This is a genomic window from Serratia sp. CY29653, assembly GCF_052169255.1.
In the GTDB taxonomy this organism is placed as follows: domain Bacteria; phylum Pseudomonadota; class Gammaproteobacteria; order Enterobacterales; family Enterobacteriaceae; genus Serratia; species Serratia sarumanii.
The window spans coordinates 1-24,109 of record NZ_JBJNLC010000007.1 but is presented as its reverse complement, the minus strand read 5'-3'; the positions used below and the strand labels follow the sequence as shown (position 1 = coordinate 24,109).

Annotated in this window: 22 protein-coding genes and 2 tRNA genes; 8 read left to right on the top strand and 16 right to left on the bottom strand. The window is 60.9% G+C overall.

What is annotated here, in order from left to right; genetic code table 11:
• The first annotated feature begins 264 nt into the window (after positions 1 to 264).
• A complete protein-coding gene (locus ACJ8HN_RS22275; RefSeq protein WP_103773161.1) occupies positions 265 to 1,587 on the top strand; it encodes an MFS transporter in 1,323 nt (440 codons plus the stop codon).
• A 100-nt stretch (positions 1,588 to 1,687) separates the two neighbouring features.
• Positions 1,688 to 2,455, top strand: coding sequence for a CDP-diacylglycerol diphosphatase (locus tag ACJ8HN_RS22270; RefSeq protein WP_060706898.1), 768 nt, complete (start codon positions 1,688 to 1,690; stop codon positions 2,453 to 2,455).
• On the opposite strand, the gene ACJ8HN_RS22265 is transcribed toward ACJ8HN_RS22270, so the two are convergent.
• Together ACJ8HN_RS22265 and pdeH are read right to left on the bottom strand one after the other, a co-directional pair.
• Positions 2,456 to 4,495, bottom strand: a complete 2,040-nt coding sequence (locus tag ACJ8HN_RS22265; RefSeq protein WP_442523969.1) for an AsmA family protein — start codon at positions 4,493 to 4,495, stop codon at positions 2,456 to 2,458.
• Positions 4,496 to 4,585: 90 nt separating this feature from the next.
• Positions 4,586 to 5,377 carry a cyclic-guanylate-specific phosphodiesterase gene (pdeH, locus tag ACJ8HN_RS22260; protein WP_041037122.1) on the bottom strand — a complete coding sequence of 264 codons (792 nt, stop codon included), beginning with the start codon at positions 5,375 to 5,377 and terminating at the stop codon, positions 4,586 to 4,588.
• 240 nt (positions 5,378 to 5,617) lie between these two features.
• Between pdeH and ACJ8HN_RS22255 the strand changes: the two genes are divergently transcribed.
• The 3 genes from ACJ8HN_RS22255 (at position 5,618) to ACJ8HN_RS22245 (ending at position 7,488) form a co-directional block, all read left to right on the top strand.
• The gene (locus ACJ8HN_RS22255; RefSeq protein WP_442523968.1) at positions 5,618 to 6,550 is read left to right on the top strand and encodes a sugar kinase; all 933 of its coding nucleotides are present in this window, start codon (positions 5,618 to 5,620) and stop codon (positions 6,548 to 6,550) included.
• Positions 6,551 to 6,616: 66 nt separating this feature from the next.
• Positions 6,617 to 6,796, top strand: a complete 180-nt coding sequence (locus tag ACJ8HN_RS22250) for a hypothetical protein (protein WP_033649970.1) — start codon at positions 6,617 to 6,619, stop codon at positions 6,794 to 6,796.
• On the top strand, positions 6,793 to 7,488 hold the full coding sequence (locus ACJ8HN_RS22245; protein ID WP_442523967.1) for a LuxR family transcriptional regulator: 696 nt from the start codon (positions 6,793 to 6,795) through the stop codon (positions 7,486 to 7,488). The genes ACJ8HN_RS22250 and ACJ8HN_RS22245 overlap by 4 nt, the downstream gene beginning before the upstream one ends.
• A gap of 53 nt (positions 7,489 to 7,541) precedes the next feature.
• Here ACJ8HN_RS22245 and ilvC read toward each other — a convergent pair whose 3' ends face one another.
• Positions 7,542 to 9,017: a ketol-acid reductoisomerase gene (ilvC, locus tag ACJ8HN_RS22240; RefSeq protein WP_004929973.1), complete on the bottom strand. Its 1,476-nt coding sequence runs from the start codon at positions 9,015 to 9,017 to the stop codon at positions 7,542 to 7,544.
• Positions 9,018 to 9,185: 168 nt separating this feature from the next.
• Between ilvC and ilvY the strand changes: the two genes are divergently transcribed.
• Positions 9,186 to 10,076: an HTH-type transcriptional activator IlvY gene (gene ilvY, locus ACJ8HN_RS22235; protein ID WP_033636409.1), complete on the top strand. Its 891-nt coding sequence runs from the start codon at positions 9,186 to 9,188 to the stop codon at positions 10,074 to 10,076.
• 8 nt (positions 10,077 to 10,084) lie between these two features.
• On the opposite strand, the gene ACJ8HN_RS22230 is transcribed toward ilvY, so the two are convergent.
• The 10 genes from ACJ8HN_RS22230 to ACJ8HN_RS22185 all read right to left on the bottom strand — a co-directional run bounded on the left by ACJ8HN_RS22230 (position 10,085) and on the right by ACJ8HN_RS22185 (position 20,428).
• Positions 10,085 to 10,786 (bottom strand): DUF2461 domain-containing protein, encoded by a 702-nt coding sequence (locus ACJ8HN_RS22230; protein ID WP_038874696.1) that lies wholly within the window; start codon positions 10,784 to 10,786, stop codon positions 10,085 to 10,087.
• A gap of 21 nt (positions 10,787 to 10,807) precedes the next feature.
• The gene (locus ACJ8HN_RS22225; RefSeq protein WP_047570079.1) at positions 10,808 to 11,386 is read right to left on the bottom strand and encodes a hypothetical protein; all 579 of its coding nucleotides are present in this window, start codon (positions 11,384 to 11,386) and stop codon (positions 10,808 to 10,810) included.
• Positions 11,386 to 12,381, bottom strand: coding sequence for a hypothetical protein (locus tag ACJ8HN_RS22220; protein WP_033654501.1), 996 nt, complete (start codon positions 12,379 to 12,381; stop codon positions 11,386 to 11,388). The genes ACJ8HN_RS22225 and ACJ8HN_RS22220 overlap by 1 nt, the downstream gene beginning before the upstream one ends.
• A gap of 112 nt (positions 12,382 to 12,493) precedes the next feature.
• The gene (gene ilvA / locus ACJ8HN_RS22215; RefSeq protein WP_033649966.1) at positions 12,494 to 14,038 is read right to left on the bottom strand and encodes a threonine ammonia-lyase, biosynthetic; all 1,545 of its coding nucleotides are present in this window, start codon (positions 14,036 to 14,038) and stop codon (positions 12,494 to 12,496) included.
• Positions 14,039 to 14,043: 5 nt separating this feature from the next.
• Positions 14,044 to 15,894, bottom strand: coding sequence for a dihydroxy-acid dehydratase (gene ilvD / locus ACJ8HN_RS22210; RefSeq protein WP_033649965.1), 1,851 nt, complete (start codon positions 15,892 to 15,894; stop codon positions 14,044 to 14,046).
• 76 nt (positions 15,895 to 15,970) lie between these two features.
• On the bottom strand, positions 15,971 to 16,897 hold the full coding sequence (locus ACJ8HN_RS22205) for a branched-chain amino acid transaminase (protein ID WP_442523965.1): 927 nt from the start codon (positions 16,895 to 16,897) through the stop codon (positions 15,971 to 15,973).
• 23 nt (positions 16,898 to 16,920) lie between these two features.
• Positions 16,921 to 17,178 carry an acetolactate synthase 2 small subunit gene (ilvM, locus tag ACJ8HN_RS22200; protein ID WP_004929955.1) on the bottom strand — a complete coding sequence of 86 codons (258 nt, stop codon included), beginning with the start codon at positions 17,176 to 17,178 and terminating at the stop codon, positions 16,921 to 16,923.
• Positions 17,175 to 18,821: an acetolactate synthase 2 catalytic subunit gene (ilvG, locus tag ACJ8HN_RS22195; protein WP_442523964.1), complete on the bottom strand. Its 1,647-nt coding sequence runs from the start codon at positions 18,819 to 18,821 to the stop codon at positions 17,175 to 17,177. The genes ilvM and ilvG overlap by 4 nt, the downstream gene beginning before the upstream one ends.
• Before the next feature lie 142 nt (positions 18,822 to 18,963).
• Entirely contained in the window at positions 18,964 to 19,062 is a 99-nt protein-coding gene (gene ilvL, locus ACJ8HN_RS22190; protein WP_013814970.1) for an ilv operon leader peptide, read from the bottom strand.
• Positions 19,063 to 19,195: 133 nt separating this feature from the next.
• On the bottom strand, positions 19,196 to 20,428 hold the full coding sequence (locus tag ACJ8HN_RS22185; RefSeq protein WP_033636415.1) for an MFS transporter: 1,233 nt from the start codon (positions 20,426 to 20,428) through the stop codon (positions 19,196 to 19,198).
• Between the two features lie 341 nt (positions 20,429 to 20,769).
• On the opposite strand from ACJ8HN_RS22185, the gene ACJ8HN_RS22180 reads away from it, so the two are divergent.
• Positions 20,770 to 22,293: a YifB family Mg chelatase-like AAA ATPase gene (locus ACJ8HN_RS22180; RefSeq protein WP_442523963.1), complete on the top strand. Its 1,524-nt coding sequence runs from the start codon at positions 20,770 to 20,772 to the stop codon at positions 22,291 to 22,293.
• Between the two features lie 27 nt (positions 22,294 to 22,320).
• Here ACJ8HN_RS22180 and ACJ8HN_RS22175 read toward each other — a convergent pair whose 3' ends face one another.
• Positions 22,321 to 22,659, bottom strand: coding sequence for a DUF413 domain-containing protein (locus ACJ8HN_RS22175; RefSeq protein ID WP_004929946.1), 339 nt, complete (start codon positions 22,657 to 22,659; stop codon positions 22,321 to 22,323).
• A gap of 119 nt (positions 22,660 to 22,778) precedes the next feature.
• Here ACJ8HN_RS22175 and hdfR point away from each other — a divergent pair, with 119 nt between their 5' ends.
• A complete protein-coding gene (gene hdfR / locus ACJ8HN_RS22170) occupies positions 22,779 to 23,606 on the top strand; it encodes an HTH-type transcriptional regulator HdfR (protein WP_033636417.1) in 828 nt (275 codons plus the stop codon).
• Between the two features lie 261 nt (positions 23,607 to 23,867).
• Here hdfR and ACJ8HN_RS22165 read toward each other — a convergent pair.
• A tRNA-Trp gene (locus tag ACJ8HN_RS22165) sits at positions 23,868 to 23,943 on the bottom strand.
• A 51-nt stretch (positions 23,944 to 23,994) separates the two neighbouring features.
• A tRNA-Asp gene (locus ACJ8HN_RS22160) sits at positions 23,995 to 24,071 on the bottom strand.
• Between the last annotated feature and the right edge of the window lie 38 nt (positions 24,072 to 24,109).

Sequence of the window (24,109 nt, the reverse complement as noted above, 5' to 3'; positions counted from 1 at the left end):
AACCAGTCAATACATCTGAATCGCACGGTGCGCCATCCGTAAACCAGCATAACAAACTGCCCAGTCACTTTTCTTTGCCGTTTTTACAGCCATTCCCTCTGCGCGAACTCCATTTCTCAACGTTTAACGCTGCAGAAAAGAAGCCCGGTAAAACATTAGTCTTTTTAACCGGTTAGGAGCGGCGTTGCCCAAAGCTCCCGCGTTGAAAAGGCCGCATGCTGTCACTAAGATGGATTTTTACCCCCTCTAACGATAAGAAATATTATGCAAGCCACCATCGCACCCCCACTCGACGCCGACGAGGCGTCCACACCGGTGAACTCCCGCGGGAAAGTCATCGTCGCCTCGCTGGTCGGCACCGCCATCGAGTTCTTCGACTTCTACATCTACGCCACCGCCGCGGTGATCGTGTTCCCGCACATCTTCTTCCCGCAGGGCGACCCGACCACCGCGACGCTGCAGTCGCTGGCCACCTTCGCCGTCGCCTTTGTCGCGCGCCCTATCGGCTCTGCGCTGTTCGGCCACTTCGGCGATCGGGTAGGGCGCAAGGTCACGCTGGTCGCCTCGCTGCTGACCATGGGGATTTCCACCGTGCTGATCGGCCTGCTGCCAAGCTATGAAACCATCGGCATCTTCGCCCCTATCCTGCTGGCGCTGGCGCGCTTTGGGCAGGGCCTGGGGCTGGGCGGCGAATGGGGCGGCGCCGCCCTGCTGGCGACGGAGAACGCGCCGGCCAAAAAGCGCGCGCTGTACGGCTCCTTCCCCCAGTTGGGCGCGCCGATCGGCTTCTTCTTCGCCAACGGCACCTTCCTGCTGCTCTCCTGGCTGCTGAGCGACCAGCAGTTTATGGAATGGGGCTGGCGCGTGCCGTTCATCCTCTCCGCGGCGCTGGTGCTGATCGGCCTGTACGTTCGGGTATCGCTGCATGAAACGCCGGTGTTTGCCAAAGTGGCCAAGGCCGGCAAACAGGTGAAAGTGCCGCTCGGCACGCTGCTGAGCAAGCATCTGAAAGCCACTATCCTCGGCACCTTCATCATGCTGGCGACCTACACGCTGTTTTATCTGATGACGGTGTATTCGATGACCTACGGCACCACGCCGCAGCCGCTGGGCCTCGGCTACTCCCGCAACAGCTTCCTGTGGATGCTGATGGTGGCGGTGATCGGCTTCGGCGTGATGGTGCCGATCGCCGGCCTGCTGGCGGATGCGTTCGGCCGCCGCAAGACCATGATCGCCATTACCCTGCTGATGATCGGCTTCGCGTTCCTGTTCCCGCCCCTGCTGGGTTCCGGCAATCAGGCGCTGGTGATGGGCTTCCTGCTGTGCGGCCTGAGCATCATGGGGCTGACCTTTGGCCCGATGGGCGCGCTGCTGCCGGAGCTGTTCCCGACCGAAGTGCGCTATACCGGCGCATCGTTCTCCTACAACGTCGCGTCGATCCTCGGCGCGTCCGTGGCGCCTTATATCGCCACCTGGCTGGCGGCCCACTACGGGCTGTTCTACGTCGGCATGTATCTGGCGGCGATGGCCGGGTTGACGCTGCTGGCCCTGCTGTTGATGAAAGAAACCCGCCACCGGTCGCTGTGATCCCCTGCGGCCCCCTCACTGCGGGGGCCGCACGCGTTGTTCGTTTACTGTCATAAAACCGGGCTATGCTGGATGTTTCTCTCGGTAACAGGATCGGCCGATGTCTCTGCGTCGTGGGGTATTTGTCTGCGTTGCGCTGCTGGCGGCTCTCGCCATCGCGCTCTATTACGGGTTGAAGCCTGATCATCCCGATGCGCTGTGGCGCATCGTCAGCCAGCAATGTCTGCCCAATCAGCAAGCGCATGACAACCCGGCGCCCTGCACGCAGGTAGATGTGCCGGCCGGCTTCGTGGTGTTTAAAGATCGCAACGGGCCGCTGCAATACCTGCTGATGCCCAGCGCCAAAATCACCGGGATAGAAAGCCCGGCGGTGCTGGACGCCACTACGCCGAATTTCTTCGCCCAGGCCTGGCGCGCGCGCCACGTGATGGCGGAACGCTATGGCAAACCGATCGACGATGGCGATATTTCACTGGCGATCAACTCGGAATATGGCCGCACGCAAAACCAGCTGCACATTCATATCTCCTGCCTGCTGCCGGCGGTAAAACAGCGGCTGGCGCAGATCGGCCCCGATTTTATCGATCAATGGCAACCGCTGCCCGGCGGCCTGTTGGGGCATGACTATCTGGGGCGGCGGGTGACCCCCGCCGAACTGGAACAACAGGGCGCCTTCCGCCTGTTGGCTTCCGGCCTGCCGCGCGCCGAAGGGCGCATGGGCAGCTTCGGCCTGGCGATGACCGCGCTGCCGGACGGCGATTTCCTGCTGCTGGCGACCGAGCGCAGCCTGCTGCCGTTTACCCTGGCCTCGGCGGAAGAGATCCAGGATCACGACTGCCGGCTGCTCACGCCGCCGCCGCACGCCTGACTATTTTTTGCCTTTCATCTCCCGCAGGATCTGCCCGCACTGGTTCTCCTCGCCGCCTTCACTGGGTGAAACCAGCGCCAGCAGCGCCGCCGCCGGCGTCAGCACCGCGCCCAACGCCACCGCCGCCGCGCCGCGCGCGATCAGCGGCCCGGCTTTGACGCCGGCGTCGGGGTGCTTAAAGGTGCCTTTCACGTACAGCGGCGAGCGCAGGGTCAGCACGCGCATCCCCTTGCTTTCCGGATCGATGGACAAATCCAGCCGTTCGGTGGCGAGGTTGGTGTTGCCGGTGATGTTGATCACCGCGTTCTCGGTGTCGAACACGAACAGCCGTGGCGCGGCGACGCCGTTACGGATGCCGACATCCGCCGCCGCGCAGTTGATGCCCACCACATCGTCACCGAACAGCTGCGCCACCAGATAGTTGCCGACGTTCAGACCGAGGATCTCCATCAGGCTGCGGCTGATCACCCCGTTATTGATCAACAGGCGCAGGTCGCCGTTGCTGGTCGCCAGCAGCTCGGCTACCGAATTGCCGCTGCCCGTCAGCCTGGCGTCGCCGTTCATCTGCCCGAGGCTGCGCTTCATCGCCGCCACGTTCGGCAACAGCTGTTTGAGCTGGAGTCTGCGCGCGTGCATATCCACCTGGCCGCGCATCGGCTTTTTGCCGCCGTCGAGGCGCACCACGGCGTTCAGGCTGCCGCCCGCCATGCCGAAGCGCAGCGGATCCAGGCGCAGTTCGCCATTGTTCAGCTTCAGATGCGTGGCCAAATCGCTCAGCGGCAAATCGCTGCCGCGTTCAATGCGTGCGGCGGCAAACTTCACGTCCGCATCCATCTTGCGCCAGCTTTGCGTATCGAACTGTTCGACCGGCAGCACTTTATCCGCCGGCTGGCGGCTCTTCTCGCCGCGCCCGGCTTTGGCGGCGTTGGAGTCCGCGCCGATCAGCGGTGCCAGATCCGCCAACCTCAGCTGCCGGGAGCTCACCGCGCCGCTCAGCGTCGGCCGCGGCTTACCGGCAACGTATTTCAAATCGCCGTGAATGTCGCTGTCACCGATTTTGCCGTCGAATTTCTGATATTCGAACACGGCGCCGCCCGGCTGATGCAGGCGGGCAATCAGATGGCCATCGGTCGCATACGGCGGCGTGTTCGGCAGCAGCACGCCGGTCAAGCCATAGAGATTACCCAGGCTTTCGCCGGAAAATTTCAGCTGCACGTCCAGCCCGCCGAGGTTAAGCGGATCGGTCAAGGTGCCCGCCACCGCCACCCGGGTACTGCCGGAGCGCACGTCGGCCTGCAGCGGGAACGGCAGATCGGCGCTCTGCAGCGACAGCATGCCGCCAATCTTGCCGCTGCCGCTCAGCGGCTCGCCGTTGTATTTGCCCTTGACCTGCCAACCGAAGACGTAGTCAGGAGTGGCGGCCTTGCCGCTGCTCTGTTTGCCGGTCACTTCACTGAACGGCAGCGGTTTGCCGAGCGGATCGATGACGGCGCGGAAGTCCGCCTTCAGCGTGGCGTCTTTAAAGGCGATCTGCCCCTTGTCGAACACGATGTCGTGAACGGTGAACGACCAGTCGGAAGGCGGTTGCTGCGGATCCTGGCCAGCGGCCAGGTCAAACGTCCAGTTGTTGTCGCCGTTGGCCAGGCGTTGCAACGACGCATTCGGCTGCTTGAGCCAAATGCGCGGGATCAGCAGTTCTTTCTTCAGCAACGCCAGCGGTGCGATGCTGGCGTCGACGCGCTGCAGCGTCACCATGCTGTCGCCGGGCATGTTTTTCGGGTTACCCAGCCACACGTCTTCGGCGTGAATATGCGGCCAGGGCACCCAGGCGCGCCAGCCGCCCTCATCCCGGTTACGCGACCAGTCGACGCCCAGATCGCCGCGGATGGCGAACGGCCGCCGCAGTTCGGCCGACACTTTGTCGTTGATGGTGGGCTTGAGTCGATTCCAGTCGAAGGTAGCGATGAAGATCGCCAGCGCGGCGACCGCCAGCAGCACAATGCCGCCCAGCCAGCTGAAAACCTTTCCTGTTCTTGTCATAGGGCTCCCTCAGCACATAAACCGGGCTGCCGAATGAAAGGAAAAGGAATGAGCAGCCCCGTTTAAGATTAGCTGAGGATAGGCCGGAGTTCACGCCGGCGCGCCGGGCGCGGCGAACAGCGTCGGTACGCTGTGTAAAGTTTCAAAGCATGCCGGGCGGGAAAGATAGTAACCCTGCGCGGCCAACGCGCCGGAACGCTGCACCAGCCGCCACTCCTGCTCGGTTTCCACGCCTTCGACGATCACCCCGTCGCTGTGCTGGTTCATCATCTTGATCAGGGTGCCGAGCAGCTGCACGCCCTCTTCAGACTGTTTAAGCAAGGTGAACAATTCGCGCGCTACCTTGATGTATTGATAGCGCCAGGCGCCGACGGCGGAGAAGTTGGCCAGCCCGCTGCCGAAATCGTCCAGCCACAGCCGTTCGCCGCCGACCATCTGGTGCAACGGGCGGTTTGACGCCGTTTCGGCGTGCTCCACCAGCTCGAAGCGCAGATAGGGCATCTCGGCGATCTGCCGCTGCAGCTCGCTATGGCGCTGCAACGCTTGCAGCGCCATGCCGTCGATATTGACCGACACCATCACCGCGTGGCGAATGAACAATGCCTGCCAGCGCTGCAACAGCGCCAGCTGTTCCTGGATCACCCGCAAACGCTGGGCGACGCCGAGCGAGGCAAAATACTGTTCCGGGGATTGCCGTTTGTCCGGCTCATTCGGGTGATATACCGCCGTCAGCAGTTCCACCGCCAGCAGCGCGCCGCTGGTGCGATAAATCGGCTGGAAGGTATACAAGCGCCGGCATTGCCGCCAGTAGCGCCGCGATTTGGCGCAGGCATAGAGGGCAAAACAGGGCGCCAGCAGACCCGAGATCAGGTTGGTTATCATCGGTACTATCGCCGTGGCGGGGAAGTGAGAGCGCTGCCGCTGTTTCTTTACCCAGCTTATCGGCCGCGCCGCGCAAAACTTTAAGCACGAATTGCCGCACGGTTTCTTCTTCACCCTGTTTTGGCATGGGCCGATCGCGATCATAAAAAATCAAAACACCGTTTTAATTTATTGACTCCCTCACCGCCTTGCGTGGAGACTGGCGGTTGTTGCTTCTTCTTTAGCCAGGGCTTATTGACGATGACTATCCGAAATCTCGCCGTGATCGGCGAATGCATGATCGAACTGTCGCAGCAGGGCGCGCAGCTGACGCGCGGCTTTGGCGGCGATACCCTCAACACCGCCGTCTACCTCGCCCGCCAAATGCCGGAACAGACGCTGCAGGTGCATTACGTCACCGCGCTCGGCACCGACAGCTTCAGCGACGAGATGCTGCAGGCCTGGCGGCAGGAGAAGATCGAGACCGGGCTGATTCAGCGGTTGGAAAACAAACTGCCGGGCCTGTACGTGATCGAAACCGACGCCGCCGGCGAACGCACCTTCTACTACTGGCGCAACGACGCCGCCGCCCGGTATTGGCTGGCGGGCCCCCAGGCCGACGCACTGTGCGCCCGGCTGGCGCAGTTCGATTACCTGTACCTCAGCGGCATTAGCCTGGCGATCCTCGCGCCTGCCGACCGCACGAAGCTGCTGGCGCTGTTGCGCAGCTGCCGCGCCAACGGCGGCCAGGTTATCTTCGACAATAACTATCGCCCGCGCCTGTGGCACAGCCGTGAGGAAACGCAGCAGGCCTACCGTGAGGTGCTGGCCTGCACCGACATCGCCTTCCTGACGCTGGATGACGAAGAGTCGCTGTGGGGAGCGCAGCCGGTTGAACAGGTGGTGGCGCGCACGCAGGCGCTCGGCGTCGGTGAGATCGCTATCAAACGCGGCGCGGATGCCTGTCTGGTGTTCAGCGTGGAGGGAGAGCGGCTTGAGGTGCCGGCGATCGCGCTGCCGCCGGAGCGCGTGGTGGATACCACCGCGGCGGGCGACTCTTTCAGCGCCGGTTATCTGGCGGAACGCCTGAACGGCGGCAGCGCCCAACAGGCGGCGCAGCGCGGCCACCTGCTCGCCGCAACGGTGATCCAACACCGCGGCGCCATCATTCCCGCAGCGGCGATGCCCGCATAGCCAATAAGGCGGCGGCGAGGTAGCCTCGCCGCCCGCACAATAGATCCCAGAAGCATTGATGAGAGGATGATTGAAAGAATTTCCCTGGCGTTGGCTTATTTCCGCCCAGAGCTGCTAAGCTCGGGTCTTGGCATTGCTGCCTTTTTGAATTTATTAGCCGAGTATAAATTTCAATCCGCCGCACTGACTAGCTGGACTTTGGTGCAGGTCGGGCTGAGCCGCGAACGACAGGGAGGTTACCAATGACCGTCACATTCGCCAACGCCGTCGCCGCAAGACTGCATCTTGACGGCCGACTGCACGCCTTCAGGCAATTCAAATACGCTTATTTGACCTTCAACAAACACCTTCCCGATCGCCATCTGCTGGTCTCGAGCTACCCGCAAGAATGGCTGGACATCTACAGCGCCAATCGCTATCAGCGCATCGATCCCGTCGTGCGCGCCGCCCATAGTCGCTGCGCGCCCTTTATGTGGCACGACACCCCCGTCACCACCGAGGATCGGCATTACCGGAAGATCTTCAGCCAGGCGCGGGAGTACGACATCGTGCACGGCTGCAGCTTTGTTTTGCACGATCACGACAACAACCTGGCGATCTTGTCGATCAGCGCCACGACAGCCGATGACGCCGAACTGCGGCAGCTGATGGAAGACGAGAGGTCCAGCCTGCAGATGGTATTGGTCGATACCCACCAGCACGCTCTGGCCTTGGCCAGCGCCGAGGCAAGCCGGACAGACCGGCTCTCGCCGCGCGAAGGGGAAATCCTCTACTGGGCCAGCCAGGGCAAAACCTACCATGAGATCGCGCTGATCCTGGGGATAAAAACCGGCACGGTGAAGTTTCACATCGGCAATGCGGTGCGTAAGCTGGGAGTCGCCAACGCCAAACACGCGATCCGGCGCTGCCTCGAACGGCAATTGATCACGCCACCGTAGGCATAAAAAAGCCGGCATCGCTGCCGGCTCTGTGTGCTTTGCCTTGCGGGAAATCAGCCCGCAACGGCGATGCGTTTCATGTCGGTCATGTAGCCACGCAGTTTGCGGCCGACGGTTTCGATAGGGTGGCTGCGTACCGCTTCATTCACGTCACGCAGCTGCGCGTTGTCCACCGCCGTACCCGCCACGGCTTTGCCCAAATCGCCCGCCTGCAGGGTGGTCATGAAGTCCTTCAGCAACGGCACCGCCGCGTTGGCGAACAGGTAGTTGCCGTACTCTGCGGTATCGGAGATAACCACGTTCATTTCATACAGACGCTTACGCGCAATGGTGTTGGCGATCAGCGGCAGCTCGTGCAGCGACTCGTAGTAAGCCGACTCTTCGATGATGCCGGCATCGACCATGGTTTCGAACGCCAGCTCAACGCCCGCTTTCACCATCGCCACCATCAGCACGCCGTGATCGAAGTACTCTTGCTCGCTGATTTTGCCTTCAAACTGCGGCGCATTCTCGAACGCGGTTTTGCCGGTCTCTTCGCGCCAGGTCAGCAATTTCACGTCGTCTTCCGCCCAGTCGGCCATCATGCCGCTGGAGAAAGCGCCTGAGATGATGTCGTCCATGTGCTTCTGGAACAGCGGCGCCATGATGGTTTTCAGCTGTTCGGACAGCGCATAGGCACGCAGCTTGGCCGGGTTGGACAGGCGATCCATCATCAGGGTGATGCCGCCCTGCTTCAGCGCTTCGGTGATGGTTTCCCAGCCGAACTGAATCAGTTTCTCGGCGTAAGCCGGATCGGCGCCCTCAGCAACCAGCTTGTCGAAGCACAGCAGCGAACCCGCCTGCAGCATGCCGCACAGAATGGTCTGCTCGCCCATCAGGTCGGATTTCACTTCGGCGACGAAGGAGGACTCCAGCACGCCGGCGCGGTGGCCACCGGTCGCCGCCGCCCAGGCCTTGGCGATCGCCATGCCTTCGCCTTTCGGATCGTTTTCCGGGTGAACCGCAATCAGAGTCGGCACGCCGAAGCCGCGCTTGTACTCTTCGCGCACTTCGGTGCCCGGGCATTTCGGCGCGACCATCACCACGGTGATGTCTTTACGCACCTGCTCACCCACTTCAACGATGTTGAAGCCGTGGGAATAACCCAGCGCCGCGCCGTCTTTCATCAGCGGCTGCACCGCGCGCACCACGGAAGAGTGCTGCTTGTCGGGCGTCAGGTTGACCACCAGATCCGCCTGCGGGATCAGGTCTTCATAGGTGCCGACCTTGAAGCCGTTTTCGGTCGCCTTGCGCCAGGAAGCGCGCTTCTCGTCGATCGCTTCTTTGCGCAGGGCATAGGCGACGTCCAGGCCGGAATCGCGCATGTTCAGACCCTGGTTCAGCCCCTGGGCGCCACAGCCGACAATCACCACTTTTTTACCTTTCAGGTAGCCGGCTTCGTCAGCAAATTCGTCGCGCGCCATAAAGCGGCATTTACCCAATTGCGCCAACTGCTGACGCAGGTTCAATGTGTTGAAATAGTTAGCCATGGTGGTACTCCGGTTTGATGTTGTCTTGCATTGTTATTTTCATTCCCCGCCCTGTCTGTGCGGAGATTCGTTAAACTCAATGTATAACAGGAAATGCGTTGCTTAAATTGATATATTAAGAACGTGACATTGCAATTTATGCAACACACTCACTGCGAGCGTATCGATATGGATTTACGTGATTTAAAGCTGTTCCTGCATCTGGCCGAAAGCCATCACTTCGGGCGCACCGCCAAGGCGATGCACGTCAGCCCGTCGACGCTCTCCCGCCAGATCCAGCGGCTGGAAGAGATCCTCGGGCAGCCGCTGTTCCTGCGCGATAACCGCACCGTGCAGCTGACCGACGCCGGCGAACAGCTGAAAGAATTCGCCCAGCAAACGCTGCTGCAATATCAGCAGCTGAAGCACTCGCTCGGCCAGCACGGCCCTTCGCTCAGCGGCGAACTGCGGCTGTTCTGCTCGGTGACCGCGGCGTACAGCCACCTGCCGCCGATCCTCGATCGCTTCCGCGCGCAGCACCCGCTGGTGGAGATTAAGCTGACCACCGGCGACGCCGCCGACGCGGTCGACAAGGTGCAATCCAACGAGGCCGATCTCGGCATCGCCGGCCGGCCGGAAACGCTGCCCGCCAGCGTGGCGTTCACCAAAATCGGCGAAATCCCGCTGGTGCTGATCGCGCCGGCGCTGCCCTGCGCGGTGCGCAGCCAGGCGTTCGCCGACAGGCCCGACTGGGCCGAGATCCCGTTCATCCTGCCGGAGCACGGCCCTTCGCGAAAACGCATCGAGCTGTGGTTCCGCCGCCACCGCATCAGCAATCCGCTGATTTACGCCACCGTCGGCGGCCACGAAGCCATCGTGTCGATGGTCGCTCTGGGCTGCGGCATCGCGCTGATCCCGAGCGTGGTAGTGGACAACAGCCCGGAGCCGGTACGCAACCGCATCTCGCAGCTGGATAACATCTCGATGGTCGAACCGTTCGAGCTGGGGGTCTGCGTCCAGAAAAAGCGCCTCAGCGATCCGCTGATCGACGCCTTTTGGCGCTTGCTGCATCCCCGCTGACGCGGGGTTTACAGATCCGCCGGATCGATCTGCTTCATCGTCTCTACCTGCATCAGCCAGTGGTAGAGCGGCTCAAGCTGCAAAAATGCCCCGGCCAGCAGCGGCACCAGATCGGCACTGAACAGCTTTTCCACTTCGCTGTCGGTCACCATCACCGCAAACGACTTGCGGTTGTACCAGGTGGCGATCTCCGCCGCCTGTTCCTTCACCAGCGGGCGCTTGTAGCTCTCACCCACCAGCTCGAACGGCGGCCGACAGCAGGCGGCCACCTCAAGGAAAGGCTGCGGCCGCTGCCTCAGCGTATGGCGGAACAGATCCATGGTCGGCTTGTTGGCGCTGTAGTAGCCGAGCCCATAGCGCAGCATGTCCGGCCCCAGTTCGAAAAAGTAAACCGGCGCGTCTTTCCAGTCTTTACTCGGGCGTTTGAACGTCAGCCACATGCGGCTGCGGTAGCGCGATTTGTCATGTGAAAAGCGCGTATCGCGATGAATGCGCGACAGCGTTTTGCCGATCGCCGGGCGAGTCTCGAACTGCGGGTCGATCGCCAGCATGCCGGGAGCCAGCTGCTCCACCAGCGCGCGAAACGGCGCCAGCAGCTCGCGATCGTAGATGTCGCGGTTGCCGTCGAACCACGCCTTATCGTTCTCGATCCGCACCTGCTGCAGGAAATTCAGACCCTGCTGGCTAAAGCCGGAGAAGGGTTGCGTCATAAGTTTTTCCGTTCTGACGGTTTATCGGGTGTTGCGCAGATCTTCCCTCTGCCAACGGCGTTTGATCAACACGCGCCGACGCGTGCGAAAATAGGCGACATAGAGAGAGAACGCCGCCCGGTTGCTGAATAGCGCACCGCCAACCACGCCCCCCAGCAGCATGGCGACAGTGGCGATGCCGGTCATCCCCGCCGCCCACGCCGCCGCGGCGCCAAGGCAAAACAGGCCGAGCATGCCAAGGTAATATTGCAGCAATACCACCCCGCTGTTTTTACCCTGCACCAGTTGGAACAGGATCAACGTCATCCACACCGCCACGATCGCGCCGCTGCCCATGAGAACGGCGGCGGAAGTCTTGCCGCTCCAGGCGGCCGCCACGTCCGTGGCCAGGCCCATCACGCCCGCCAGCCCCAGCGTCAGGCAAACCATCAGCAACATGACATTGCCGACGCCCGGCGGCGACAGCCGCTGGCCCGGCGTCAGGAAATGCTGCTCGAGCTGCGCATCCACACCGGCGAAAAGCGCGCCATCGCGCGCCGCGATTTGGCGTTCCATCTCCCGGCCCTGCGCGATCAGGCGTTTAATCATCCAGTCCGCCATTACCTCACCATCTGCGGCAATTTCTGCATAATGCCCACAAAATACTGCCCGGTGGTTTTCACATTCACCGGCGCAGACAGGGTGCCGCTGATGCCGCTGCCCACGAACGTCAATGAGTTATTGAGCGCCGAATGCAATTGCTGGCGCAGCCCGTTTTGGATCGCTTCCGTCGGGTAGCGCTTCGGGTATAAGCCGTTCTTCACCATCTCTTTCAAGACGTTATTGGAAATTCCCGGATTTTCCGCCCGAATGATGTTTTCGGTCAGCCGCTTCCTTTCGCTACGGGGCATGCTTTTCAGCCATTCCGTCGCCTTGCGCGCCGAAATGCGGCGCATGGCGCGGTAGGTCATCGTCGCTTCCTTCAGGGCAGCCCCGGCACTGGCCAGCGAGATCACATCGAGCACGGTACTGGTAGCGATATACCACTGTTCTGAGTCGAGCTGAGCCAGTTCATCGCCTTTCCCGTCATAAAGCTTGTTGACGCGGTACAGCCCATTGCCGCACTGCAACGCGCTGGCGGCCATGCCGGCATAGCCCAGATAAGCCACCGCCGAGCTGGTGCCGCCGGTAAACGGCACGGCGACGCTGCCCGACGCCAGTAAAAATACCGATACCAGCAGCGTTCCGCACGACAGCGCGGCCGAGGCCAACTCTTTGCTGACGCTGGGTTTGCTCAACGCTTCCGACAGCGTATTGGTCGCGGCAACGCGTGAAGTATGAGCCACCGTTTTGCTGATGACCACGTGGGTAACCTGCGAAGCGTTTGAGTAACCGGTGTGCTGCGTCGGGCGGACTAAAAATGAGTTCTGCCCGTCGGAAAAAATAATGCCCACGCCATGAAAGGCGAGGCTGCAGTCCAGCGAGTCCTGCAAGGCTTGCAGATTAATATCGCGATAGAATTCTTGTACGCCGGTATTGCCCAACAGGCGGGCAAACTCGGCGTTGGTCAAATCGTCTTCGGGGGAACCGAACGGCGTAGAAAAAGCGGTTTTCATTGTCGTGCATCCCTATACGTCAGAAGTCTTGGCAGTATAAAAATGCACGACAAAATCACAACCATGCAACCCATAAACTGACTAACGCGTCACGGTTGCTTATCAATCCGACTCACCCCTGCAAAAAGAAGCGGAACGCCGGGTTGTCGGTTTCGTCGTGGCAATCGTAGCCCAACGCCTGCAGGTGCCGCTCGAATTCCGGCTCGCTTTGCGCCAACTCGAAGGCCGCCAGCACCCGGCCGAAGTCGGTGCCGTGGCTGCGATAGTGGAACAGCGAAATGTTCCAGTGCGTGCCCAGCGTCTGCAGGAACTTCAGCAGCGCGCCCGGCGACTCCGGAAACTCAAAGCTGTACAGCCGTTCGCGCAGCGGCTTCGACGGACGCCCGCCCACCATGTAGCGCACGTGCAGCTTGGCCATCTCGTCGTCCGACAGATCCACCACCTGATAACCGTCGGCGTTGAGTTCGTCGATGATCTCCCGCCGTTCTGCGTGGCCGCGCGTCAGACGCACGCCGACGAAAATGCAGGCGTTATCGGCATCGGCGTAGCGGTAGTTGAATTCGGTCACCGAGCGGCCGCCCAGCAGTTGGCAAAACTTGAGGAAGCTGCCCTGCTGTTCCGGAATGGTTACCGCCAACAGCGCTTCGCGTTGTTCGCCCAGTTCGCAACGTTCGGAAACGTAGCGCAGCCCGTGGAAGTTGAGGTTGGCGCCGGACAGCACGTGCGCCAGACGCTCGCCCTGAATGTTGTGCTGCTGCACGTACTTTTTCAGCCCCGCCAGCGCCAGCGCGCCGGAAGGTTCGGCAATGGCGCGCACGTCCTCGAACAGATCTTTGACCGCCGCGCAGATGGCGTCGCTGTCCACGGTGATCACGTCGTCCAGATACTCACGGCATAGGCGGAAGGTTTCGTCTCCGATGCGCTTCACCGCCACGCCTTCAGCGAACAGCCCGACGCGCGCCAGATCCACCGGATGGCCGGCATCCAGCGCCGCGCGCAGGCAGGCGGAGTCTTCCGCTTCGACGCCAATCACTTTGATCTGCGGCATCAGCTGCTTGATCAGCACCGCCACCCCGGCGGCCAGGCCGCCGCCGCCGACCGGCACGAAGACCCGATCCAGATGCGCGTCTTGCTGCAGCAGCTCCATCGCCAGCGTGCCCTGCCCGGCGATCACCGTCGGATGATCGAACGGCGGCACGAAGGTCATGCCCTGCTGTTGGGAAAGCTCGATCGCCTTCGCCTTGGCCTCGTCGAAATTGGCACCGTGCAGCAACACTTCGCCGCCGAAACCGCGCACCGCATCCACCTTGATGTCCGCGGTGGACACCGGCATCACGATCAGCGTTTTGAGCCCCAGCCGTTTACCGGAGAAGGCGACGCCCTGCGCGTGGTTGCCGGCCGAAGCCGTTACGACACCGCGCGCCTTCTGTTCTTCGTCCAGCCCGGCGATCATCGCATAGGCCCCGCGCAGCTTGAAGCTGTGCACCGGCTGGCGATCTTCGCGCTTCACCAAAATGGTGTTGCCGAGGCGCGAAGAGATTTTGCTCATGGCCTGCAACGGGGTGACCTGCGCCACCTCGTAGACCGGCGAGCGCAGTACCGCTCGCAGATATTCCGCGCCGCAGGGGGCGCTGGGTAGGGGTTGAGAGACCGCCATACTGCTTATCCCCCCAGTTTGCTCTTGTCGCGCACTGCGCCTTTGTCGGCGCTGGTGGCCAACGAGGCGTAAGCGCGCAGCGCGAAGGACACCTGACGTTCACGGTTTTTCGGCGTCCAGGCCGCGTCGCCGCGCGCCAGTTCCGCCTCATGCCGCGCCGCCAGCTCCTGCTCGCTGACGTCCAGCTGGATGCCGCGATGCGGAATGTCGATCGCGATCATGTCGCCGTCCTGCACCAGGGCGATCAGGCCGCCGTTGGCCGCCTCCGGCGAGGCGTGGCCGATGGACAGCCCGGAGGTGCCGCCGGAGAAACGCCCGTCGGTGATCAGCGCACACGCCTTGCCCAGCCCCATCGATTTCAGATACGTGGTTGGGTAAAGCATTTCCTGCATGCCCGGCCCGCCTTTCGGCCCTTCGTAACGGATAACGACCACGTCGCCCGCCACCACTTTGCCGCCGAGGATAGCTTCTACCGCATCATCCTGGCTTTCATACACTTTGGCCGGGCCGCGGAAGGTGAGGATTTCCTTGTCTACGCCGGCGGTTTTGACGATACAGCCATTTTCCGCCAGGTTGCCGTACAGCACCGCCAACCCGCCGTCCTGACTGTAGGCGTGCTCACGGGTGCGGATGCAGCCTTCCTTGCGGTCGGTGTCCAGCGAATCCCAGCGGCAGTCCTGAGAGAATGCCTGCGTGGTGCGGATACCGGCCGGCCCGGCGGAGTACATTTTCTTGACGCTTTCGTCGCGGGTCAGCATCACGTCGTAGGCTTCCAGCGTCTGCGGCAGGGTCAGCCCCAGCACGTTGTTCACCTCGCGGTTCAGCAAACCGGCGCGATCCAGCTCGCCGAGGATGCCGATTACGCCGCCGGCGCGGTGCACGTCTTCCATATGATATTTCTGCGTGCTCGGCGCCACCTTGCACAGGTGCGGCACTTTGCGCGACAGGCGGTCGATGTCTTCCATGGTGAAGTCCACCTCGCCTTCCTGCGCCGAAGCCAGCAGGTGCAGCACAGTGTTGGTCGAGCCGCCCATGGCGATATCCAGCGTCATGGCGTTTTCAAACGCCGCCTTGTTGGCGATATTGCGCGGCAGCGCGCTTTCGTCGTCCTGCTCGTAATAGCGTTTGGTCAACTCGACGATGCGCTTGCCGGCGTTGAGGAACAGCGCTTTGCGATCGGCGTGAGTCGCCAACAGCGAGCCGTTGCCCGGCTGCGACAGGCCCAGCGCTTCGGTCAGGCAGTTCATCGAGTTAGCGGTGAACATGCCGGAGCAGGAACCGCAGGTCGGGCAGGCGGAACGCTCGATCTGCTCGCTGTCGGCGTCGCTGACGTTCGGGTTCGCGCCCTGGATCATCGCGTCCACCAGATCCAGCTTGATGATCTGATTGGAGAGTTTGGTCTTGCCGGCTTCCATCGGGCCGCCGGAGACGAAGATCACCGGGATATTCAGGCGCAACGCCGCCATCAGCATGCCCGGGGTGATCTTGTCGCAGTTGGAGATGCACACCATCGCGTCGGCGCAGTGGGCGTTCACCATGTATTCGACCGAGTCGGCGATCAGTTCGCGCGACGGCAGGGAATAGAGCATGCCGCCGTGGCCCATGGCGATGCCGTCATCCACCGCGATGGTGTTGAACTCTTTGGCCACGCCGCCGGAGGCTTCGATCTGTTCGGCGACCAGTTTGCCCAGATCGCGCAGATGCACGTGGCCCGGCACGAACTGGGTAAAGGAGTTGACCACGGCGATGATCGGCTTGCCGAAATCGGCGTCGGTCATCCCGGTCGCGCGCCACAATGCGCGGGCACCCGCCATGTTGCGGCCGTGGGTGGTGGTGGCGGAACGGTACTTAGGCATGCTCTTTTCACTCCAAATGTATTTATGACAGGCGGCGAACGAACCGCCTGGATATTCTTATCTGTCTGTCTTGTCGTTACGGATTGATCGGATCCAGCCAGCCGTATTTGTCTTCTGTCTTGCCGCTGAACAGGCCGAAGAACGCCTGTTGGATCTGTTTGGTCACCGGGCCGCATTTGCCGATGCCGACCTGAATGCCGTCCACGCTGCGCACCGGCGTGATTTCCGCCGCGGTGCCGGACATGAACACTTCGTCGGCCAGGTACAGCGATTCGCGCGACAGCACCTGCTCGCGCACTTCGAAGCCCATGTCTTTCGCCAGCTTGATGATCGCGTCGCGGGTGATGCCCGGCAGCGCCGAAGAGGTGAACGGCGGGGTGTAAATCACGCCGTCTTTCACTTCAAACAGGTTCTCGCCCGCCCCTTCGGAAATGTAGCCGTGCACGTCGAGCGCGATGCCTTCCTGATAGCCGTGGCGACGCGCTTCGCTGCCCACCAGCAGGGAGGAAAGATAATTGCCGCCGGCCTTGGCCGCAGTAGGGATCGTATTTGGTGCGACGCGGTGCCAGGAGGAGACCATCGCATCGATGCCTTGATCCAGCGCTTCTTCACCCAGATAAGCGCCCCAAGGAAACGTCGCGATAATCACGTCCGTTTTGTAACCGGCCGGCGGGTTGACGCCCATGCCGACATCGCCGACGAACACCAGCGGGCGAATGTACGCGCTGACCAGGTTGTTCTTGCGCAGCGTAGCGCGGCAGGCTTCCATCAGTTCGTCAACGCTTTGCGAAACCGGCATGCGGTAGATTTTCGCCGAATCGTGCAGGCGCTGCATATGCTCGCGATGACGGAACACTACCGGCCCCAAGTGCGAGTCGTAGCAGCGCACCCCCTCAAATACCGACGTGCCGTAATGCAGCGCGTGCGACATCACGTGCACTTTGGCCTCGGCCCAGGGAATCATTTCACCATTGAACCAAATGTAATCGGCTTTCTTTGTCATTGTTATTTATCCTTCTCGGCGCCTCAGGCGCGTATTTGTTGTGATGTTGGCTGCTGGATCTCGACGCAGGAGACGTCCATCAGTTTGCTTAATTGAGATGACAACAGGGCAACCGGACGCGGGCTGGCAACGGTCAATTCGATATTGATGCTGTCGGCATTGGCCGGGGAAACCATATTCATAGCACAAACCTGAAAGCCGCGATGACGCACGACCCGCAATACGCGCTCTAACATTTCGGGGCGAAAACGCGCCTGGATCGAGAGTTGATGCTGCATCATGATATTTCCTCCAACATGGTTTCGTTGCCGGCGCCCGGCGGTACCAGCGGCCAGACGTTTTCGAGTTCGTCGATAGAGACCTGCAGCAGATAAGGGCCTTCGGTGTTGAACAGCGCCTCGAGCGCGCCCTCCACCTGATCCTTGCGGCTGATGCGCTGGCCGGGAATGCTAAAGGCGGCGGCCAGCATCAGGAAGTCGGGGTTATCGGACAGGTTGGTTTCACTGTAGCGGCCGTCGAAGAACAGCTGCTGCCATTGACGCACCATTCCGAGGCGCTGGTTGTCCAGCAGTACGATCTTCAGCGGCAGCTGTTTGCGCTTGATGGTGCCCAGTTCCTGCACGTTCATCATGAAGGAGCCGTCGCCCGAGACGCAGATCACCGTATCTTGCGGGCGCGCGATCTGGGCCCCTACTGCCGCCGGTACGCCGAACCCCATGGTGCCGAGGCCGCTGGAGGTGATGAAATTCTCCGGGCGTTCGAACGTCATGTGCTGCGCGCTCCACATCTGGTGCTGGCCCACGTCGGTGGTCACTACGCTGTTGGCCGGCTTGCGGGCGGACAGCTGGCGCAAGAACAACGGCGCGTAGATCGGCTGGCCGGGGTGATCGTAGCGGCAGGCGTGGTCGGCTTTCAGCGCCGTCACCTGCTGCTGCCAGGGGGCGATGTTCAGCGGGCGCTGCAACGCCGGCAGCAACGCTTTCAGATCGCCCTGCAGGGCCACATGCGCCTGGCGCAGCTTGCTCATTTCCGCCGGGTCGATATCCATGTGGATCACTGTGGCGTGCGGCGCGAAGGCGTTCAGTTTGCCGGTCACGCGGTCATCGAAACGCGCGCCGACGGCAATCAGCAGATCGCACTCCTGCACCGCCAGGTTGGCGGCCTTGGTGCCGTGCATGCCCAACATGCCGAGGTACAGCGGATCTTGCGCATCCGGCGCGCCCAGCCCCTTCAGGGTGGCGACGTTCGGCATGCGGGTCACGGCGATGAACTCGCGCAGCGCCGGCACCGCCTGCGCCATGCCCACGCCGCCGCCGACGTACAGCATCGGTTTGTGCGCCTGCGCCAGCAGCTCGGCCGCCTCTGCCAACGCCGCCGCCGGGAATGCCGGCGCTTCATCGACCGGTATCAGATGCGGGTGCAAGTCGCCCTGCGCCAGCTGGATGTCTTTCGGGATATCGATCAGCACCGGGCCAGGGCGGCCACCGGCGGCGATGGCGAAGGCTTCCGCCATAATGCCCGGCAGCGCGTCCAGCGATTCCACCAAGAAGCTGTGTTTGGTGCAGGCCAGAGATAGGCCGAGAACATCGATCTCCTGAAAGGCATCGGTGCCGATCAGTGCGGAACCCACCTGACCGGTGATGGCGACAACGGGAACGGAATCGAGCAGCGCATCAGCCAGGCCGGTGATCAGGTTGGTGGCGCCAGGGCCGGAAGTGGCGATGCAAACGCCGACTTTGCCGGTGGCGCGGGCGTAGCCGATGGCGGCCATCGCGGCGCCCTGTTCATGTCGGCACAGCAGGTGTTCCACGCCGCCGTCGTACAGCGCATCGTACACCGGCATGATTGCCCCGCCCGGATAGCCGAATACGGTATCCACCCCCTGCGCACGCAACGCTTGAACTACCCACTGAGCGCCATTCATAGTTATTTCCCCGCCTTACTTCGACAATCGCAGGATTTTGTTCTGTTTTTCATGCTCTGCCCCTTGCTCCACTTTTCTCTTGCCAATAAAAAACCCCCGGACCTGACGGTGCGGGGGTTCTCTTGCGATTCCGGCTTGTTTGCTAAGCCTTTCTTCGTCCAAGTGCAGCCCCGCACGGTGGGATAATAATCACCACCACGCTAATCACGACTAGGCTAATCACTTGGGCAAAGGCTTTCATAATGGGTTTGTTCACTGTGCTCATTCAGAACTAATGCTTACAGAGGTACCATAGTCGCGCGCGGCATGACAACACTTTTTTTGCGTTATTATTCGGCGCAATCTGGTCATACCTCACGCGAATCGCCCGGATTTCACACGTTGGCGCGCACGCCCGGATTTTTCACCGCGTCTGTTATCGCCTTACCGCGCGTATCCTTGCCGAAGAACACCAACAGGGCGATCGCCAGCGCCACCGTACCGGCGACGATCGCCATCGCCAGGCCGTAATTATGCCCATGATGTTCGGCGATGGTCGCCTGCAGCGTGGCGTTGACCGAAGCGATCAGGTTACCCAGCTGGTACACGAACCCCGGCAGCACCGCGCGGGTGTTGGCCGGCACCAGCTCAGTCAGGTAGGTCGGCACCACGCCCCAGGCGCCCTGCACCATGAACTGCATCAGGAAAGCGCCGATCCCCAACATCAGCGAACCGCTGGAAAATGCCCACAGCGGGATCACCGGCAGCGCCAGCAGCGCGGCGATGATGATCGCTTTTTTGCGGCCGATCTTTTCCGACAACGAACCGAAGAAAACGCCGCCGATAATTGACGCGATATTGTAGCTAATGGCGATGATACTGACGGTTTTTGGATCGAAACCATGCTGAACTTTCAGAAACACCGGATACAGATCCTGCGTGCCGTGGGAGAAGAAATTGAACGCCGCCATCAGCAGCACCAGATAGCAGCACAGCTTCCAGTGGCTCTTCAACACCGGCAGCAAGGCAGAGCTTTCCTTGCGTTCACGCGCCGCCAGCCACACCGGCGACTCCTGCACGCAATAATAAATAAACGGCAGCAGCAGGATCGGCGCCGCACCGATGACAAACATGCCGCGCCAGCCGACCGTTTCGAACAGCAGGCCGTACACCACCGCCGCCAGCAGATAACCGAACGGATAGCCGGCCTGGAAAATGCCCGACATCAGGCCGCGCGAGCGGTCCGGTATGGTTTCCATCGCCAACGACGACGCCACGCCCCAGATGCCGCCCATCGCAACGCCGTACAACACCCGCAACAGTAAGAAGACCGTCAGCGAGGGCGCGGCGGCGGAGAGCAGCTCAAACACCGAGAAGAAGACGATATTCAGCATCAGGATCGGCTTGCGGCCATATTTTTCCGCCGCACGCCCGAAGATCAGCGCGCCAATCGGGCGCACCGCCAGCGTGAGCAGAATCGCCAACGTCACCTGTTCCAGACCGACGTGAAAGGATTGCGCGATGTCACTGAGTAAGAATACCAGCACGAAAAAATCGAAAGCGTCGAGCGTCCAGCTTGAAAAGCTGGCGATTGCCGCGTTGCGTTGCAGCGGGGTCCAACCAAACATAGTGTTATCCCTACCGTAGAGTACGAAGTCAGGAGGTTTAGCGGCTGCCGGGCAGAATGCGGCGGCGGTCGGGGTTTGTTAAATAAGTGATTTTTCTTTTAATCAATTGTTAAATACACCCATCAAGCCTATGGTTGCAATGCGTCTGGGCCGCTAATGTGTTGCAGCCTTCAGCGAATTGTTAATGGGTATTGCCGCAGGCTGCGAGGCGGATCGCACAATCTCATTCAATGAGATAAAAATCGGTGATTAAGCTGAGAAAACCATCGAAAAAACACCAATAACGCCGCGCGCCACCAGGATGAATCGCGCATCATGTCGCCATCAGCAAGGAGAGCGATATGTCATTGGCGGTAATCTATAGCCGCGCCATCATCGGCGTTCAGGCCCCTTCCGTGACGGTGGAGGTGCATATCAGCAATGGCCTGCCCGGCCTGACGCTGGTCGGTCTGCCGGAAACCACGGTGAAAGAGGCGCGCGATCGGGTGCGCAGCGCCCTGATCAACAACGGTTTCACCTTTCCCGCCCGGCGCATCACCGTCAATTTGGCGCCCGCCGATCTGCCGAAAGAAGGCGGGCGTTACGATCTGCCGATAGCGCTGGCGATCCTCGCCGCCTCCGAGCAACTGCCCCTCGCACCGTTGGCACGCTACGAGTTTCTTGGCGAGCTCGCGCTGTCCGGTGCACTGCGGGCGGTCAGAGGCGCGATCCCGGCGGCACTGGCGGCGGCTGACGCCGGGCGACAACTGATCCTCTCGATGGACAACGCCGCTGAAGTCGGCCTGATCGCGCAGTCGCACTCCCATACCGCCCGGCACCTGTTGGAAGTCTGCGCCTTTCTGCTCGGCCAGGGAGAACTGCCGGTGGCGACCACGCCTCCCGCTGCGGATACCGCCTGCAACAACGCCGATCTGCGCGACATCATCGGCCAGGAACAGGCCAAGCGGGCACTGGAGATCGCCGCCGCCGGCGGGCATAACCTATTGCTGATTGGGCCGCCGGGCACCGGTAAAACCATGCTGGCCAGCCGCCTCACGGGCCTACTGCCACCGCTCACGGAGCCTGAGGCGCTGGAAAGTCTGGCGGTCGCCAGCTTGCAGCATCACATTCCCGCTGCCCTACCATGGCGCCAGAGGCCGTTTCGCGCACCGCACCACAGCGCCTCGATGGCGGCATTGGTCGGCGGCGGCTCACTGCCGCGACCGGGCGAGATCTCGATGGCGCATAACGGCGTGCTGTTTCTGGATGAACTGCCGGAATTCGAGCGTAAGGTACTGGATGCGCTGCGTGAGCCGTTGGAATCCGGCGAGATCGTGATTTCACGCGCCAACGCCAAGGTCTGTTTCCCCGCCAGAGTGCAGCTGATCGCGGCAATGAACCCCAGCCCGACGGGGCACTATCAGGGGCTGCACAATCGCGCCTCACCGCAGCAGGTGTTGCGCTATCTGGCCCGGCTGTCAGGGCCTTTTCTCGACCGTTTCGATCTGTCTATCGAAGTGCCGCTGTTGCCGCCGGGAACACTCAGTCATCGGAAAACACACGGAGAAAGCAGCGAACAAGTGCGGAAAAGAGTGCTGCTGGCACGCGCCCGGCAACTTGAACGCGCCGGTAAAGTCAACGCGCTGCTGAGCAACCGCGAAGTGGAACGGGATTGCGTTCTGCAGGCGGCAGACGCCGAGTTTTTGGAGGCGACATTAAACGCGCTGGGGTTATCGGTTCGCGCCTGGCAGCGCATCTTGAAAGTGGCGCGCACGCTGGCGGATTTGGCGGGAGATGCTGAGCTCGACAGGCGCCACCTCAGCGAAGCGCTGGGCTATCGCAGCATGGACCGCCTGCTGTTACAACTGCATCGTAGTCTGGAATGAAAATGGGGCCCGCAGGCCCCATCGTCTTTAGTCTTCGCTGTCGCTGTAATCTTCTACTGCGTCAGCCTGCGGTTTACCGCCGGACAGAGTATGGAATTTCTTCGGGCGACGTGTGCGCGCCAGATATTTAGCCCATACTTTTTCCTGCTCGGTAGCCGCTTCGCGCTCACCGCGGCACACTGCGACGAACAGTTGTTCTTCTTCAGTGGCCGGCTGGCGTTTGCCCGAGTCCAGCTCGTTAAACGCGTAGCCGAAGCGCTCTAGCAATTGCGCCTCTTTAATGGTGAAATCGCCGTGACGGGAGAACCCGCGAGGGTAATGTTTATTATCAAAAAAACGATTGGTCGTGGTGAAGCTATCCGCCATCTGACACGCTCCTAATTCTCTTATGGCCGTGCTGTTTATGGCGCGGAGTATTAGATAGGCTTGACAGCGTGTAAAACAAAACATTTAAATCTTAACGACAAATTTTTTTGGAGATAGGTGTGGATACCGAATTACTGAAAACCTTTTTGGAGGTCAGTAGAACGCGTCACTTTGGCAGAGCCGCAGAATCTTTGTACTTAACGCAGTCCGCGGTCAGTTTCCGCATCCGTCAGTTAGAAAACCAGCTGGGCGCCAATTTATTTACCCGTCATCGCAATAATATCCGCCTGACGCCTGCCGGCGAGCGGCTTCTGCCCTATGCCGAGAGCCTGATGAACACCTGGCAGCTGGCGAAAAAGGAGGTCGTGCGTTCGCTGCAACACACCGAGTTGTCGATCGGCGCTACCGCTTCGCTGTGGGAAGCCTATCTGACCCCTTGGCTACAGGCGCTCTATCAACAACGCGAAGCGCTGCAGCTAGAAGCCAGGGTGGCATTAAGGCACTCTTTGGTAAAACAACTGCATGAAAGGCAGCTCGATTTACTGATCACCACTGAACCGCCTAAGATGGATGAATTGGCCAGCCAGCAACTGAGCAATTTCTCATTACGCCTGTTCTCATCCGCGCATCGTGACAAACAGGCCCCCATGCCCTACATCAAGCTGGAATGGGGAGCCGACTTCCACCAACAGGAAAGCCGCATGCTGGAAGGTGATAACGTGCCGGTGCTCACCACTACCTCCGCTCACCTGACGCGTCAGCTGTTGGAAACCACGGGTGGATGTGCTTTCCTGCCCAGCCAGTGGGAAAAAGAGTATCCACAGTTGGTGGCCGCCACCGAGATCCCGCCGATTATCCGCCCACTGTATGCCGTCTGGTTGCAAAACAGCGATCAACAGCCTTTGATTCGGCAATTACTTAAAATACCTTTAAATACCGCAGCCTAAAGCGTTATGGCGGTCTTAAACGCCGTCATCGTGGTCATGCCTGTCTATCACACCAAAACGCGCTCATCGCCTTCTGAGAGAAGATAATGCAAAACGAGATAAGAATCAGGAGGCCGGCAGGATAGAGTTCGGAGGAACATGAAGCAACCAGGATCGGGCAAACATCGGCATATAGCGTCAAAAGCGCTCTATTCCAAAGCGGTAAGGAAGAAAAATGATAGGCAAAAAAAAACCCTTTGCTTTCGCAAAGGGTTCTTAATATGGCAGGGGCGGAGAGACTCGAACTCGCGACACCCGGTTTTGGAGACCGGTGCTCTACCAACTGAGCTACGCCCCTAAATCTCGCTTAACATTATGCCTGCTAATAAAGCAGGCATAATTAAATAAGTGGCGGAACGGACGGGGCTCGAACCCGCGACCCCCTGCGTGACAGGCAGGTATTCTAACCAACTGAACTACCGCTCCACCGATTCTTTTACGTTGCATCTTTCGATGCCGGCAAT

What these genes read in the sequence shown, in the direction of transcription:
- ilvY (WP_033636409.1), top strand. Translation starts at nt 9,186, where the DNA reads ATGGATTTACGTGATTTAAAGCTGTTCCTGCATCTGGCCGAAAGCCAT.
- ilvD (WP_033649965.1), bottom strand. Translation starts at nt 15,894, where the DNA reads ATGCCTAAGTACCGTTCCGCCACCACCACCCACGGCCGCAACATGGCG.
- pdeH (WP_041037122.1), bottom strand. Translation starts at nt 5,377, where the DNA reads ATGATAACCAACCTGATCTCGGGTCTGCTGGCGCCCTGTTTTGCCCTC.
- ACJ8HN_RS22205 (WP_442523965.1), bottom strand. Translation starts at nt 16,897, where the DNA reads ATGACAAAGAAAGCCGATTACATTTGGTTCAATGGTGAAATGATTCCC.
- ACJ8HN_RS22245 (WP_442523967.1), top strand. Translation starts at nt 6,793, where the DNA reads ATGACCGTCACATTCGCCAACGCCGTCGCCGCAAGACTGCATCTTGAC.
- ACJ8HN_RS22275 (WP_103773161.1), top strand. Translation starts at nt 265, where the DNA reads ATGCAAGCCACCATCGCACCCCCACTCGACGCCGACGAGGCGTCCACA.
- ACJ8HN_RS22250 (WP_033649970.1), top strand. Translation starts at nt 6,617, where the DNA reads ATGATTGAAAGAATTTCCCTGGCGTTGGCTTATTTCCGCCCAGAGCTG.
- ACJ8HN_RS22185 (WP_033636415.1), bottom strand. Translation starts at nt 20,428, where the DNA reads ATGTTTGGTTGGACCCCGCTGCAACGCAACGCGGCAATCGCCAGCTTT.
- ACJ8HN_RS22175 (WP_004929946.1), bottom strand. Translation starts at nt 22,659, where the DNA reads ATGGCGGATAGCTTCACCACGACCAATCGTTTTTTTGATAATAAACAT.
- ilvM (WP_004929955.1), bottom strand. Translation starts at nt 17,178, where the DNA reads ATGATGCAGCATCAACTCTCGATCCAGGCGCGTTTTCGCCCCGAAATG.
- ilvG (WP_442523964.1), bottom strand. Translation starts at nt 18,821, where the DNA reads ATGAATGGCGCTCAGTGGGTAGTTCAAGCGTTGCGTGCGCAGGGGGTG.
- ACJ8HN_RS22180 (WP_442523963.1), top strand. Translation starts at nt 20,770, where the DNA reads ATGTCATTGGCGGTAATCTATAGCCGCGCCATCATCGGCGTTCAGGCC.
- ACJ8HN_RS22270 (WP_060706898.1), top strand. Translation starts at nt 1,688, where the DNA reads ATGTCTCTGCGTCGTGGGGTATTTGTCTGCGTTGCGCTGCTGGCGGCT.
- ACJ8HN_RS22265 (WP_442523969.1), bottom strand. Translation starts at nt 4,495, where the DNA reads ATGACAAGAACAGGAAAGGTTTTCAGCTGGCTGGGCGGCATTGTGCTG.
- ACJ8HN_RS22225 (WP_047570079.1), bottom strand. Translation starts at nt 11,386, where the DNA reads ATGGCGGACTGGATGATTAAACGCCTGATCGCGCAGGGCCGGGAGATG.
- ilvC (WP_004929973.1), bottom strand. Translation starts at nt 9,017, where the DNA reads ATGGCTAACTATTTCAACACATTGAACCTGCGTCAGCAGTTGGCGCAA.
- ilvA (WP_033649966.1), bottom strand. Translation starts at nt 14,038, where the DNA reads ATGGCGGTCTCTCAACCCCTACCCAGCGCCCCCTGCGGCGCGGAATAT.
- ACJ8HN_RS22255 (WP_442523968.1), top strand. Translation starts at nt 5,618, where the DNA reads ATGACTATCCGAAATCTCGCCGTGATCGGCGAATGCATGATCGAACTG.
- ACJ8HN_RS22220 (WP_033654501.1), bottom strand. Translation starts at nt 12,381, where the DNA reads ATGAAAACCGCTTTTTCTACGCCGTTCGGTTCCCCCGAAGACGATTTG.
- ACJ8HN_RS22230 (WP_038874696.1), bottom strand. Translation starts at nt 10,786, where the DNA reads ATGACGCAACCCTTCTCCGGCTTTAGCCAGCAGGGTCTGAATTTCCTG.
- ilvL (WP_013814970.1), bottom strand. Translation starts at nt 19,062, where the DNA reads ATGAAAGCCTTTGCCCAAGTGATTAGCCTAGTCGTGATTAGCGTGGTG.